Raw genomic sequence first — 14,092 nt, forward strand, 5'->3', positions numbered from 1 at the left:
CCGTTCGAGCGCGGCACGACCACCCCACCGATCACCACCACCCCAGGAGCTCACGATGAGCGGCGCCAAGCCGATGAAGGACCCCCTCGACCTGCTCGACCTCCCCTCCACCCTCACCGACGAGGAACGCGAGATCCAGGCCACCGTCGCCAAGTTCCTCTCCGACCGGGTGCGCCCGCACATCGGCGAGTGGTTCGAGAACGCGCACTTCGCGCGGGAGATCGCCCCGGAACTCGGCAAGTTGGGCGTGCTCGGCATGCACCTCGAAGGCTACGGCTGCTCCGGCACGAACGCCGTCAGCTACGGACTGGCCTGTCTGGAGCTGGAGGCGGCGGACTCCGGCTTCCGCAGCTTCGTCTCCGTGCAGGGCTCGCTGTCCATGTTCTCCATCTGGAAGTGGGGCTCGGAGGAGCAGAAGCAGGAGTGGCTGCCCCGGCTCGCCGCCGGCGAGGCGATCGGCTGCTTCGGCCTGACCGAACCCGACTTCGGCAGCAACCCTTCCGGGATGCGCACCAGGGCCGTCCGCGACGGCGCCGACTGGATCCTGAACGGCTCCAAGATGTGGATCACCAACGGCGGCATCGCCGACGTGGCCACCGTCTGGGCCCAGACCGAGGACGGCATCCGCGGCTTCCTCGTGCCGCGCGGCACGCCCGGCTTCACCACCCAGGACATCAAGCAGAAGATGTCGCTGCGCGCGTCCATCACCTCCGAGCTGTACTTCGACAACGTACGGCTGCCCGACTCGGCGCGACTGCCCCTCGCCCAGGGGCTGCGAGGACCGCTGTCCTGCCTCAACGAGGCCCGCTTCGGCATCCTGTTCGGCGCGGTCGGCGCGGCCCGCGACTGCATCCAGGCGGCGATCGAGTACGCCGACTCCCGCGTGCAGTTCGACAAGCCGATCAGCGCCTTCCAGCTCACCCAGAAGAAGCTCGCCGACATGAGCGTGTCGGTGGGCAACGCCGCCCTGCTCGCCGTTCACCTGGGCCGGCTCAAGGACCAGCACCGCATCAGGCCCGAGCAGATCAGCGTCGGCAAGCTCAACAACGTCCGCGAGGCGATCGCCATCGCACGGGAGTGCCGCACGATCCTCGGGGCCAACGGCATCTCCCTGGAGTACTCGCCGCTGCGCCACGCCAACAACCTGGAGTCCGTGCTGACGTACGAAGGCACCAGTGAGATGCACACCCTGGTCGTCGGGCAGGCGATCACCGGCCAGGCGGCGTTCCGCTGACCACCGAAGACCGAGAGCAGATCCGTGAACATCGTCGTACTCGTCAAGCAGGTCCCGGACAGTGGTGCCGAACGCACCCTGTCCCGGGCCGACCACACCCTCGACCGTGAGGACGCCGACCTCGTCCTGGACGAGATCAACGAGCGAGCCGCCGAAGAGGCCCTGAGCCTGAAGGACACGGCGGACGCCCATGTCACCGTCGTCTCCATGGGACCCGAGTCCGCGCTCGAAGCCGTCCGCAAGGTGCTGGCGATGGGCGCCGACCGGGGAATCCACGTCTGCGACGACCGGTTGCGCGGCGCGGACGTGCTGACCACCGCGAAGGTCCTGGCGGCCGCCGTGCGCAGAGTGGCGGACGTCGACCTGGTGCTCGCCGGCGACGCGACCACCGACGGTCAGGCGAGCGCGGTCCCCGCCGTCGTCGCCGACCTGCTCGCGCTGCCGCAGGTGACCCACGTACGGAAGCTCGACGTGGGCGCCGGACGGGTGCGCGCCGAGCGCCGGACCGAGAACGGCGAGGCGACGCTCGACGCACCGCTGCCCGCGCTGGTCAGCGTCACCGAGAAGATCAACGAACCGCGCTACCCCTCCTTCAAGGGCATCATGGCCGCCAAGAAGAAGCCGGTGGACACGGTCGACCTCGACGACCTGTTCCCCGACGCGGACGACGCCGGATTCCTCGTGACCCGCACCCGTGTGGTGGAGGCCGTCGCGCGCCCCGCACGGTCGGCCGGAACCCGCATCACCGACGACGGCTCGGCAGGCCGGCAGGTCGCCGCGTACCTGATCGCCCACAAGCTGCTCTGAACGACCCGACCAGAGAAGAGACCAGGCACCCATGCCCGATGTCCTCGTGCTCGTCGACCATGACGGGCACCATGTCAACAAATCCACTTATGAGCTCCTGGCGGCGGCACGGCGCCTGGGAGACCCGGCCGCCCTCGTCGTCGGAACCCCCGGCACAGCGGCGCGCCTTGGGGAGTCCCTCGCCCGCCACGGCGCCACAGGCGTCCTCGCGGCGGAGTCCGCCGAAGCGGCCGAGTTCCTTCTCACGCCGGCCGTCGACGCCCTGGAACTCGCCGTGCGGGAAACCGCCGCGAGCGCCGTCCTGGTCTCCGCGACGACGGACGGACGTGAGGTGGCCGCGCGTCTCGCGGCACGGCTGGACGCCGGACTGCTGATCGACGCGGTCGACCTGGACGCCTCCGGCGTGGTCACCCAGATCGTCTTCGGCGGCTCGTACACCGTCCGCTCCCAGGTCACCCACGGCATACCGGTCATCACCGTGCGGCCCGGGTCCTTCGAGCCGGCCGAGCATCCCGGGACGGCCGTGGAGCGGACACTCACCCTGCCGGCGGTCGACCCCGCGGCCTCCGCCCGCGTCACCGACCGGCGTGCCGCACCCGCGGGGGACCGGCCCGGCCTCACCGAGGCCGCCGTCGTCGTCTCCGGAGGCCGCGGTGTCGCGGGAGCGGAGGGTTTCGAGGTGGTGGAGGAACTGGCCGACGCCATGGGAGGCGCGGTGGGCGCCTCGCGCGCCGCGGTCGACGCCGGCTACTACCCGCACCAGTTCCAGGTCGGGCAGACCGGCGCGTCCGTCTCTCCGCGGCTGTACGTCGCCCTGGGCATCTCCGGGGCCATCCAGCACCTCGCGGGGATGCAGACGTCCAAGACGATCGTCGCGGTCAACAAGGACCCTGAGGCGCCGATCCTCGACCTCGCCGACTACGCCGTGGTGGGCGACCTGTTCGCGGTGGCACCCCAGCTCACCAGGGAAGTGGCCGCCCGCCGCGCGGTCGGCTGACGCGCCACCCCGCCGGTCGAAAAAGCCGAGGCCTGCCGCCCAGAGGATGGGCGGCAGGCCTCGGTACGTCCGTCTCAGGCCGGCTGGTAGTCGAAGAACCCCTGTCCCGACTTACGGCCCAGCAGACCCGACTCGACCATGCGGCGCAGCAACGGGGGAGGGGCGTACAGCGGTTCGCGGTACTCCTCGTACAGCGCCTCGCCTATCGCCGCCACGGTGTCGAGCCCGATCAGGTCGGCGAGGTGCAGCGGGCCCATCGGGTGGGCGCAGCCGGCGGTCATCCCCGTGTCGATGTCCTCGGCCGTCGCCGCGCCGGAACCGACCATCCGCACGGCCGCCAACAGGTAGGGAATCAGCAGGGAGTTCACCACGAAGCCGGCGCGGTCCTGGGTGACGATCGCCTGCTTGCCCAGGACCTCGTCGGCGAAGGCGCGCACGCGCTGCCGTGTGGCCTGCGAGGTGTGCAGCGAGGGGATCACCTCGACCAGCGGCATGACGGGGACCGGGTTGAAGAAGTGCAGGCCGATCACCGACTCGGGGCGCCCGGTCGCCGCCGCGATCCGGGCGATGGGGATGGAGGAGGTGTTGGTGGCCAGCACGGCGCCCGGGCCGGCCACCTTGTCCAGCTGCCTGAACAGCTCGGTCTTGGCGTGCTCGTCCTCGACGGCCGCCTCGACGACCAGGTCCGCTCCGGCCAGGCTGGAGAGATCGGCGCCGACCGAGATCCTGGTCAGGGCATGGGCGCGGTCCCCCGAGGTGACGGAACCCCGTCGTTCCGCCTTGAGCAGGGAGTCCGCCACGCCCACGAGTCCCGCCCGGGCCCTGTCCTCGCTCACGTCGCACAACGTGACGTGCAGCCCGGCCCGGGCACAGACCTCGGCTATGCCCCGGCCCATCTGTCCGGCGCCTACGACGCCCACGTGCTTGATCGATGTCATGTGTCTCTCCGCCTGTCCCTCTCCGTCCGACGGCAGTCGACGGACGCCGCCACGGTCTGTGGCGCCGATCTGAGCCTAGGGCGGGCATACCCACTCTGACCTGCTCAGATGGTGCGTTATCCACGTACAAAGATGCGTGGCAGCGGAGGCGGGCGCGAGGCCGTGCCGTCCGTGCCGGCCCCTCCCGGGCGCCGCGGCCTCAGGCGGTGGCGACCGTGGCGCCGGCGGCCTCCCGCAGGCGGCGGATCACGCCGCGCACCGCGGGCGAGGTCTCGCCCCGACGGTAGGCGCCCACCAGCCGGGTGGTCAGCGGCACGTCCGCCAGCGGGCGGTAGGCCACCCCCGGAATCTGCACGCGCCGCAGCGAGTCGGGGACCAGGGACACCGCGAGACCACCGCCCACCAGGGTCAGAGCCGCGATGAAGTCCCGTACGGGCGGAGCGCACCGAGGACTGAAACCGCCACGCTCGGCCACCTCCATAATCTGGTCCCGGCAGCCGTACTCCTCGTCGAAGTGCGGGGCCACGAACTGCTCGTCGCGCAGCTTCGCCGCCGGTACCGTCTCGTACGCCGCCAGCGGCGCGTCGGCCGGCAGCGCCAGGACGACCTTCTCGGTGAGCAGACAGGTGGCCGTGACCTCGGGCGGGTACTCCGGCCGCCAGCGCAGGAAGCCGACGTCGACGTCCCCGCAGGCCAGCGCCTCCAGCTGCGCCGGCGTCTCCAACTCGCGCACCTGCACGACGAGTTGGGTGCCCGGCGCCGCGCAGCGGGTGAGCACGTCGGTCAGCACCCCGGAGAACGCGGCCGAGGCGACGTACGCGATCTGGGCGTGGCCCAGCTCCCCGCGGCCGGCACGTCGGCCCACGGCCTCGGCCCGCGCCGCCTGGGCGAGGGTCAGCCGCGCCTCCTCGACGAACAGCAGCCCGGCGCTGGTCAGCGCCGGGCGGGTGCGTCGTCCGCGGTCGATCAGACGGACGCCCAGATGTGACTCCAGCGCCCTGATCTGGGCGCTGAGCGCCGACGGAGCGAGATGCAGACGGTCCGAGGCCCGCGCGAAGTGCAGTTCCTCCGCGACGGTGACGAACGATTCCAACCAGCGCAGTTCCACCGGCTCCTCCGTCCTGCTGTGCGTGTGCCGACGAGAACGGCGGCCGTGCCGCGGCCGCCTAGTGGTACACCCCGCGGTGGCGTCAGGGCAGAACAGGACCACCGCGGGGTGAGTACGGTGTGACCGCGGCTCAGGGAAGGACGACGTAGTTGCTGAACCCGCCGTCCCGGTCCTCGAGGCCCGAGATCGCTTCGTTGACCCGGGACAGCGGGAAGGGCTTGGCCTGGAGGTAGGACAGGTCCAGGGCTCCCGTGGCCACCATGTCGGCCAGCTCCTGCCCCTGAGCGGTGCTGAACCAGTTGGAGCCGATCAGCTGGACCTGTTCGTCCATGAGCCACTTCACGTCCACGGGCAGCCGGTCGGCCACGCCTCCGACGTTCACCACCCTGCCGCCCCGACGGACACCCTGCATGGAGTCGAGCATCGTCTCCACCGGGGCCTTGGCGCCCAGGGCGCTGATCACGTAGTCCGCGCCCTCGCCGCCCGTGCGGGACTTCGCCCACTCGCCGGTGGAGCCGTCACCGAGCCGGAAGACCTCGACCCGCTCCGGGTCCAGTTCCCTGACCCGCTTGAGGAGTTCCTCGTTGCGGCCGGTCCCGAGGACGCGGGAGGCGCCGGAGGCCAGCGCGAGCACGGTCGACGCGACCCCGAGGGTTCCGGTGACCCCGTCGATGAGCGCGACCTGGCCGGGGCCGGCGGCCGCGTTCTTGAGGGCCCCGTAGGACGTGCCGATGTAGCCCAGCTTGCCGGCCTGCTCGAACGTCATGTTGTCCGGGAGGTTGACGATCGAGTGCTGCGGGGCCGTCATGTACTGCGAGAAGCCGCCGTACGGGTACAGGTCGAAGATCCGCTGGCCGTCACGGGAGGTGCTGAAGTAGCCGTTCAACGTGAAGTAGCGGCACCGGCTCAGTTCGCCGCCCCGGCACACCTGGCAACTGCCGCAGGAACGCAGGGGGTTGACGTACACCCGGTCGCCCGGCTTGGTGTGCAGCACCGCCTCACCGACCGCTTCGACCACGCCGGCGGCGTCCAGGCCGAAGATGGCGGGGAACTTCGGCAACGGCTGGTGCGGGAACCAGGTGGGCCAGTTGTTGATCACGTTGGCCATGTTCGGCACGATCCCGCACGCCTTCACCCGCACCAGTACGTCGGTCGGGCGCGGCGTGGGAACGTCGATCGTGTCCACCGACATCGGCTCGCCGAGGGCGTGCAGTCGGGCAGCGAGCATTTTCGCCATCGAAATACTCCTAGAAATTCACGGCTCAATGGGGAGACGTGCCTTTACGGCACTTATTCCCGCGGCCCGGGAAAGGGGTTCGGGTAGTTGTCCTCGAGGTCGATGTCCAGCAGCCCCATGATGCGGACGCCGGAGTTGTACCAGGCGATGGACAACGACAGTTCGACCATCTGCTTGTCCGTCAGGTGGTCGGCGGCGGCACGCCATGTCTCCTCGGAGACGTCGACGTGAAGAGTCGACTCCTTGGCGAGGCGCATCACCGCCTTCTCCGTTACGTCGAACAGGTCTGACGACTCGAAGTCGGCCACCGCGGCGAGCTGCTCCGCGGTGAGCCCTGCGCCCAGCCCGTGCGACTGGTGGTGCGCGACCTCGTACGCCGACCGGGTCGCGTACCCGACGGTCAGGATCGCCAGTTCACGCAGCTTGGGGCTGAGGTCGGCGGCGCGCAGCGAGTTGGCGTAGGTCAGAAAGCCGTCCAGCTGGGTCGGCGCGTTGGCAAGGGCGAGGAAGATGTTCGCCGTCGGTACCTTGCGCTCGGCTTCCAGCCGGTCGTACAGGGGCTTGTGCGACGCTTCCGCGTCCTCGCGGTGCAGGTAGGGGACTCGTGCCATGGTGACTCCTGGGCGTGGTGAGGGTCAGTGCGCGGACTGGTCGAGCAGGAACCGCTCGAGCGACATCGGCTTCGGCGGCTCGGCCGGCGGGATCTGCGGCACGCCGACGAAGGGCGACGCCTCGAAGTACCACTTCTCCAGGGCCGGCAGGCCCCAGCGCGCGTTGGTGCTCAGCGATCCCGCGTCCCAGCGCACCGGCTCGATCTCGGTGTCGATCGTCTGGTAGTGGCTGTTGAAGACCTCCACCCGGTGCCCGTCGGGGTCGCGGAGGTAGGCGAAGAGCATCCCGCCCGGACCGTGCCGGCCCGGGCCCCGCTCCACGCCGTCGCCGTAGCCCTGGATGCCCGCCCAGTCGCAGGCGGTGAAGATGTCATGGCTCTCGGAGACGGTGTAGGCGAAGTGGTGCAGGGCGGGCCCGGCGTTCTCGACGATCGCGAGGTCGAGGCAGGTGCCCTTGCGGTACATGAACGCGCCCAGCAGCTTGTCGCCGTGCTCCAGGTACTCCGAGTTGCGGAAGCCGAGCTCGCTGTAGAACGCGCACAGCTCATAGGTGTCCGGCGCGAAGATCTGGTAGTGGTCCAGCCGCTGCGCGTGGGCACCCTTGTGGAGCGCGAAGTCGATGTGCAGCCGCGGCCGGGTCTCCATGTGCGCGCAGAGTTCGATCTGCGTGCCGATCGGGTCGCTGACGTGCAGGGTGCGGCCCTGGTAGGGGGCGTCGACCCACTCGGCGGGCAGTCCCCGCTCACGGAACCAGGTGTACGCGAGGTCGAGGTCCTCGTCGAAGAAGACCCGGTAGCCGACCCTCCGGCAGGAGCCCGCGTTCTCCTCGTCCAGTTCCAGGACGAGGCTGTGGTGGCAGGCCTCGGCCAGGCCGCGCAGGTAGCAGGTGCGCTCGTCCTCGTCGCTGACGACCAGTCCCAGCACGTTCACGTAGAAGTTCCGGCTCTCCGCCAGATCCGCGACCGTGAGGCGAACGTGACTGGAGCGGGTGATGTTGAAACTCGGGCGCAGATTGACGGGTGGCAGCATGCTGGTCTCCGTGCTCGGGACGGCTCTGGATTTCGATGACTTTAATACTTCGGGGTGGTTTTACGGCTTTGTCGTCGTGGGCTCGGCCCCGGCGAACGTGAATGCGGACCATCCCGTGAATTCCGCGGATTCACCGAGGGACTCCTCGATACGCAGGACCTCGTTCCACTTGGCCATGCGCTCGGAGCGGGTGAACGAGCCCACCTTCAGCTGGCCCGCGTCCCAGCCGACGCTGAGATGGGCGATGGTGATGTCCTCGGTCTCCCCGGAACGCGCCGAGACGATCGTGCCGAAGCCGGCGTCCTTCCCGGCTCTCAGGGCCTGGAACGCCTCCGTGACCGTCCCGGCCTGGTTCGGCTTGATCAGGACGGCGTTCGCCGCTCCGCCGGTCGCCGCGGCCTCGACCCGCTTGGCGTTCGTGACCAGGTAGTCGTCGCCGATCACCTGGCAGCGGTGGCCGTGGCGCCGGGTGAACTCCAGCATGCCCTCGTGGTCGTCCTCGCCCACCGGGTCCTCGACGGAGAGGATCGGGTACTGCTCGACCCAGCCGCCCAGCATGTCGATGAGCGCGGTGGTGTCCAGCGTGCGGTCGTCCAGGGCCAGCGTGTACCGCCCGCCGCTGCCGAACTGGGAGGCCGCGACGTCCAGCGAGATGCCGACCTGGGTCATGGGGGCGAAGCCCGCGCTCTCGATGGCCCGGGTCAGGGTCTCCAGAGCCTCCTCGTTGGAGTCGAACGCCGGCCAGAAGCCACCCTCGTCCGCGACCCCCTGGGCCTTGCCCGCCTTCCGCATCAGACTGCCGGCCGCCCGGTAGATCTCCGCCGTCCAGTCCAGGGCCTCGGAGAAGCTCCGCGCCGCGGGGCACATCACCATGAAGTCCTGGACGTCGACGCGGCGGTCCGCGTGCGCCCCGCCGCCGAAGATCTGGATCTCCGGCAGCGGAATCCGGACCGGTCGTCCGCCCGCCAGGTGCTGCCACAGGGGTACGCCCGCCGACGCGGCGGCGGCGTGCAGGACCGCCATGGACGTGGCCACGATCGCGTTGCCGCCCAGACGGCTGCGGTCGGGGGTGCCGTCCAGGTCCACCAGAAGGCGGTCGACGGCTTCCTGGTCGGCCGCGTCATGGTTCAGCAGGGCGGGCGCGATCTCCTGGTTCACCGAACCGACCGCGCGCCGCACGTCGAGGCCACCGAAGCGGCTGCCGCCGTCACGCAGGTCGAGCGCCTCGCCCTGGCCCGTGGAGGCCCCCGCCGGTGCGATCGCCCGCCCGGTCGCGCCGTCAGCGAGGTGCACCTCGACCTCGACGGTCGGCCGGCCGCGTGAGTCCCACACCCTGCGGCCGTAGAGCTGGGCGATCCGCGCGTCTGTCATTGCGGTGCAACCTTTCGGAGTTCGGACGAATCGGGGTGGTGAAAGCTGCCCGCGCCTGGCAGTGGAGGGACGTCGGAGGGATGTCGATGCGTCCCCGATGTCGGAGGCGTAGGGGCGAGGTCCGTACGGACCATCGGGCTGACGGCACCAGCGGGGCGGCACCTGAACCGGCGCGGTGGCGCGGCGGAGCCGAGCGCGAGCGAGGAGACGGGGGTTGACGAGGGGTGCTCGTCCACTGCCTGTCTCTGCGGCTTCGTCGTGCTAACGATAGCGCAATCGTGCAAAGAAGCGATGGGTCTGTCAAGAGGGTGCCCGCACATCGATCCCTTGGTCTCGGGGTCCATCTGTGGGCTCTTGGTCCGTCGGAACCCGAATGCTATCGTTCGCACAACCCGCGGGGCGACAGCAAGAACTCCGGCGGACCCGCGCTCGCCTGGACGGACGGACAGCACAGGCTGCGCGGGTCCGCCGGGCCGGGCCCCGGTCGACAGGAAAGCGAGCCCGACATGACAGCCCAGCCCTCTGCGGCGCCCATGACCCTCACCACCGTTGTGGCCAGCACCCGCCCCGGACGTGTGGGCAGATCCGTCGCGGACTGGTTCGCGCTGCGGGCCGCGGACGACGACCGCTTCGAGTCGCACACCGTCGACCTGTACGAACTCGCGCTCCCCTTCTTCGACGAGCCGCATCCCCCCGCCCAGCGGACGTACACCAAGAGCCACACCCGCGAGTGGAGCCGGATCGTCGAGGAGTCGGACGCGTTCGTCTTCGTCACCCCGGAGTACAACGGCGGCTTCCCCGCCCCGTTGAAGAACGCCTGGGACTACCTCGTCGTGGAGTGGCAGCACAAGCCGGCCGCGTTCGTCAGCTACGGGGGCGTCTCGGCGGGCACCCGGGCGGTGCAGATGGGCAAGCAGGTGGTGGCGAACCTCAGGATGCTGCCGATCGGTCCGACCGTGAGCATCCCGTTCGTCAGCCGGCTCGTCGAGGACGGCGACTTCAGGCCCGGCAAGATACACGAGGCCGCCGCCGAGCAGGTGCTCGACGAACTCGCCCGCACCGCCACCGTCATGCGGCGGCTGCGCGGCGGAGGCTGCTGACGCGACTGCCGACACGTCTTACGGACACGCCTTACCGCACGGCTGACTGACGCGCCTTTCCGACACGTCTGACTGACGCGCCCTTACTGACACGCACCGCACAGCCGACGGCGCCCGGAGTGGGGACTCCGGGCGCCGTCGGCTGTGCGGTGCGGTGGGCAGGTGTGGTGAGCGGGTGCGCGAGCGGGGCGGCCGAGGCCGGCCCTCGGCTCAGTCGGACGTGGCCGGGGTCTTTCCGTCAGGGGGCGCCGTGCTGCCGCGCACCACCAGCGATCCGGGGGAGACCGACGTGTAGGGGCCGTCGTTGTCCCCCTTGGCCTTGAGCCTGCGCATCAGCCAGAGCGCGCATCCGGTGGCCATCTCCTGGATCGGCAGACCGATCGTGGTGAGCCCGGGACCCCACCACGAGAAGCCCGGCTCGTCCCCGAACCCGACCACGGACAGCTCCCCGGGCACCTTCACGCCCTGCTCGGACAGCTCTTCCAGAACCCCGAGGGTGAGCTGGATCGATCCCAGGACGAGCGCGGTGGGCGCGTCCGGTCCCTTCAGCAGCCGGCGGACCGCCTGGCGCCCGTGGTCCACGGATGACGGCGGCGCCAGCTCCGTACGCCCGGCGTCGTCCGGCAGTCCGCCCTCGCTCAGGGCGCTGCGGAAGCCGCGCAGACGTTCCGCGCCCGTGGGCAGCTCCGTGGGACCGCCCACGTACGCGATGCGGGTGTGGCCCTGGGCCACCAGGTGGGCCGTGCCCCGGCGCAGCGCCTCGTGGTCGTCCACACCGAACCACTGGGAACCGAGCGAGGGGTGGCGGCGCAGCAACTGAAGGTGCGGCAGGCCGCGCAGGAGCTTGACGGAGTCGCCGTGCGGGCGGGCGGTGGGCACGATGATGACGCCTGCCACCCGGTTGGCGGACAGCTCGCGCAGGTGGCGCAGCTCCACCATCCGGTCGTCGTCGGTCTCCGAGAGCATCAGCTGGAAGCCCTCGGCCTCCATGTTCTTCGACAGCTCGTGCGCGATGGTCGAGTAGAAGCTGTTGCGGATGTCCGGGATCACCAGCGCGACCACGTTGCTGGACGCTCCGCGCATCATCCGGGCCGCGCGGTTGCCGACGTAGCCCATCTCGGAAGCGGCCTGGCGGACCCGGAACTTGGTCTCCTCGCTGATGCGGGGGTCGTCGGAGAGGGCCCGGCCGACCGTCGAGACGGAGATTCCGAGGCGTTCGGCGATGTCCCGGGTCGTGATCACGTAAGGGCCCCCTCGAGCTGACTGATCCGCCGTCACTTTCCGTTGCCAACGATAGCATTATCGTCGCGCTCCGTGGTCGGAAGAAGTGAGGGTATCGGATCGATCATCGTCTTCGTGCTAACGTTAGCACTACTGGATCGGCCGTGCAGCCGCCCGCGGCTGCCTAGTTGCGGAGGTTTCCGTGCGGATCGTCAGGTATGCCGTCGACGGCGTGCGTCACTACGGAGAGCTGGAAAAGGGTGACGCCAGAATCGCGAGATTCGAGGGTGACCCCTTCACGGGACTGTCCCCTACGGGGCACGTCGACGAATTCGGCGACGCGGTCATTCTCGCGCCGCTCGAACGACCCCGGATCTTCGGGTTCGCCTACAACTACGCCGCGCACGTCGACGAGACCGATCGCGAGCTTCCGGACGTGCCCGTGTGCTTCATGAAGCCGAGCACCGCGGTGATTGGCCCAAGCGAGGCCATTGTCTATCCGGCGGATGGTGAACTCATCCATTTCGAAGGCGAGTTGGTTGTCGTCATCGGAAAGGAGGCCCGTCATGTGAAGCCTTCCGAGGCCCATGACCACATCCTCGGCTACACGTGCGGCAATGACGTCAGCGACCGCATCGTCCAGCGCAGGGAAAGCGCGTACGGCACGCTTCTGATCGGCAAGGGGCAGGACACGTTCGCTCCCCTCGGGCCGGTCATCGCGACCGCCCTCGACCCCTCGGCGCTGTCGTTGACGACCCGTGTGAACGGAGCCGTCGCGCAGTCCGCGAGCACCGCCGACCTGCTGCTCACCGTTCCCGAACTCGTCAGCTACCTCAGCCGCTATCTGACGCTGCTGCCCGGCGACGCGATCATGACCGGCACACCCGCCGGCGTCGGGCCGATCCGTCCCGGGGACGAGGTCGAGGTGGAGATCGAGGGCATCGGTGTGCTGCGCAATCCGGTCGTGGCCGAGAGCTCGTGACTCCGGACGTCCGAGGTCATGGCGGAGAGCCACTGACGTCGGACGCCCGCCGGGCGACCGGCAACGGGGCCTGTCCACCGCTCGGCGGTGGACAGGCCCCGGTGGCGTTCGGGCCCTGGGTCGTGGGCGGGCCCGCTAGCGGACCGCGTTGTTGAACCGCGAGGGACGGACGAAGGCCAGCGCCAGGGCGCCCACCAGCGGCAGGAGCGTGACCTGCAGCAGTCCTGCCCGGCTCCAGCCGAAGGCGTCCACCAAGGCGGCGAACAGCAGGCCCGAGAACGCCGCCGTCCCGTAGTAGCTGGTGACGAAGAGGCCGGAGGCGCGTCCGATCTGCCCGGGGCGGACGGACCGCTGCATCGCGCTGTTGGTGTTGGGGTAGATGAAGCCCAGGCCGAACGCGCCCATGAGGAAGGCCAGCGTGTACTGCAGGCCGATACCGGGGTGCGTCTCGTAGATGCACAGGCTGATGGCGGAGACGGCGACCATGCTCAGGATCAGCAGGTTGCGCTGGTTCACGCGGTCGCCGAGCCAGCCGCCGAGAACGCCCAGCATGCCGCCGAAGCCGAGGAAGCTCATGGCCAGTGCGGCCTGCTCGGCGGTGTAGTTCAGCGAGGTGATGAGGTACGTCGGGTAGAGGCCGAGGAAGCCGTAGATGGCCACGCCGCTGACGACCGAGTGGACGGCCAGCGCGATGGAGTTGCGGTTGTAGGCGGAGGCGGGCATGTACTCGTAGGTCCTGGTCGAGACGACCTTCTCGGCGGAGTGCTCGGTCAGACCGGCTTTCACGAGGAACAGGGAGACGGCGGCGATCAGCAGCCCGGCCGCGCCGAACAGGTAGAACGGCGAGTGCCAGGTGCCGTGCATGCTCATGAGCCGGACGCCGATGAGCGGGGCGATGAAAACGCCGATGGAGTAGCCCATGCCGATGACGCCGAAGGCGAGGCCCCGCCGGTGGGCGAAGAAGGCGCCGATCGCCGCGAAGATGGCGGCGGACTGCATGCCCTCTCCGAAGCCCGAGACGACCCGGTACAGGGTCATGTCGGCGAAACCGGTGGCCAGCGGCGTGGCCATCGTGCCGAGGGAGTAGATCACGATGCTGACCAGCAGCACGGTCTTGCGGCGGAAGCGGTCCAGGAGATAGCCGGCGGGCAGGCCGGCCAGCGCCATGCCGAGGGTGAAGTTCGTCGCCAGCAACCCGCCCTGCTCCAGGGAGAAGCCGTACTCCGCGCGGATGTTGGGGAGCAGCGGGGGAAAGACCTGGCGGTCCATCGCGTTGACCATGTAGGAGAGGACCACCAGCAGGAAGCCCACACCGATCATGAGGCGGGAGATGGGGGCACTGCTGCTTTCCTGCGTGTCGCTTGCGGGCACCGCACCGGTGTCGACTTGCGCTGCGTGAGTCATAGCGGCTCCTGAGGAGGAATGGGCCACGGCAGGCCGCGGCGGATCCATCGCCG

At 69.8% G+C, this 14,092-nt stretch carries 13 protein-coding genes; 5 read left to right on the forward strand and 8 right to left on the reverse strand.

What is annotated here, in order from left to right; translation table 11 throughout:
* Positions 1-55 precede the first annotated feature (55 nt).
* From AQJ84_RS01790 to AQJ84_RS01800, 3 genes are read left to right on the forward strand one after another with little or no spacing between them, the layout of a single operon-like run.
* A complete protein-coding gene (locus AQJ84_RS01790; RefSeq protein ID WP_030043635.1) occupies positions 56-1,234 on the forward strand; it encodes an acyl-CoA dehydrogenase family protein in 1,179 nt (392 codons plus the stop codon).
* Positions 1,235-1,258: 24 nt separating this feature from the next.
* Entirely contained in the window at positions 1,259-2,041 is a 783-nt protein-coding gene (locus tag AQJ84_RS01795) for an electron transfer flavoprotein subunit beta/FixA family protein (RefSeq protein ID WP_030043636.1), read from the forward strand.
* A 31-nt stretch (positions 2,042-2,072) separates the two neighbouring features.
* The gene (locus AQJ84_RS01800) at positions 2,073-3,038 is read left to right on the forward strand and encodes an electron transfer flavoprotein subunit alpha/FixB family protein (RefSeq protein ID WP_053192318.1); all 966 of its coding nucleotides are present in this window, start codon (positions 2,073-2,075) and stop codon (positions 3,036-3,038) included.
* A 74-nt stretch (positions 3,039-3,112) separates the two neighbouring features.
* On the opposite strand, the gene AQJ84_RS01805 is transcribed toward AQJ84_RS01800, so the two are convergent.
* The 6 genes from AQJ84_RS01805 to eno form a co-directional block, all read right to left on the reverse strand.
* Positions 3,113-3,976 carry a 3-hydroxybutyryl-CoA dehydrogenase gene (locus AQJ84_RS01805; protein ID WP_030043639.1) on the reverse strand — a complete coding sequence of 288 codons (864 nt, stop codon included), beginning with the start codon at positions 3,974-3,976 and terminating at the stop codon, positions 3,113-3,115.
* Between the two features lie 199 nt (positions 3,977-4,175).
* A complete protein-coding gene (locus AQJ84_RS01810; protein ID WP_030043640.1) occupies positions 4,176-5,084 on the reverse strand; it encodes a LysR substrate-binding domain-containing protein in 909 nt (302 codons plus the stop codon).
* 130 nt (positions 5,085-5,214) lie between these two features.
* Entirely contained in the window at positions 5,215-6,321 is a 1,107-nt protein-coding gene (locus tag AQJ84_RS01815; RefSeq protein WP_030043641.1) for an alcohol dehydrogenase catalytic domain-containing protein, read from the reverse strand.
* A gap of 53 nt (positions 6,322-6,374) precedes the next feature.
* On the reverse strand, positions 6,375-6,932 hold the full coding sequence (locus AQJ84_RS01820; protein WP_030043642.1) for a carboxymuconolactone decarboxylase family protein: 558 nt from the start codon (positions 6,930-6,932) through the stop codon (positions 6,375-6,377).
* A gap of 24 nt (positions 6,933-6,956) precedes the next feature.
* Positions 6,957-7,961, reverse strand: a complete 1,005-nt coding sequence (locus AQJ84_RS01825) for a VOC family protein (RefSeq protein ID WP_030043643.1) — start codon at positions 7,959-7,961, stop codon at positions 6,957-6,959.
* Between the two features lie 60 nt (positions 7,962-8,021).
* Complete coding sequence (gene eno / locus AQJ84_RS01830; RefSeq protein WP_053192320.1) at positions 8,022-9,332, reverse strand: phosphopyruvate hydratase; 1,311 nt, start codon at positions 9,330-9,332, stop codon at positions 8,022-8,024.
* A 506-nt stretch (positions 9,333-9,838) separates the two neighbouring features.
* Here eno and AQJ84_RS01835 point away from each other — a divergent pair.
* Positions 9,839-10,432, forward strand: a complete 594-nt coding sequence (locus AQJ84_RS01835; protein WP_078632303.1) for an NADPH-dependent FMN reductase — start codon at positions 9,839-9,841, stop codon at positions 10,430-10,432.
* 210 nt (positions 10,433-10,642) lie between these two features.
* Here the strand turns inward: AQJ84_RS01835 and AQJ84_RS01840 are convergent, their stop codons facing one another.
* Positions 10,643-11,674 carry a LacI family DNA-binding transcriptional regulator gene (locus AQJ84_RS01840; protein WP_030043646.1) on the reverse strand — a complete coding sequence of 344 codons (1,032 nt, stop codon included), beginning with the start codon at positions 11,672-11,674 and terminating at the stop codon, positions 10,643-10,645.
* A 181-nt stretch (positions 11,675-11,855) separates the two neighbouring features.
* Here AQJ84_RS01840 and AQJ84_RS01845 point away from each other — a divergent pair, with 181 nt between their 5' ends.
* Positions 11,856-12,635, forward strand: coding sequence for a fumarylacetoacetate hydrolase family protein (locus AQJ84_RS01845; protein WP_030043647.1), 780 nt, complete (start codon positions 11,856-11,858; stop codon positions 12,633-12,635).
* 135 nt (positions 12,636-12,770) lie between these two features.
* Here AQJ84_RS01845 and AQJ84_RS01850 read toward each other — a convergent pair whose 3' ends face one another.
* Entirely contained in the window at positions 12,771-14,039 is a 1,269-nt protein-coding gene (locus AQJ84_RS01850) for an MFS transporter (protein WP_030043648.1), read from the reverse strand.
* Positions 14,040-14,092: the final 53 nt, after the last annotated feature.

Origin of the sequence: Streptomyces resistomycificus (assembly GCF_001514265.1) — a bacterium.
GTDB classification, from domain to species: domain Bacteria; phylum Actinomycetota; class Actinomycetes; order Streptomycetales; family Streptomycetaceae; genus Streptomyces; species Streptomyces resistomycificus.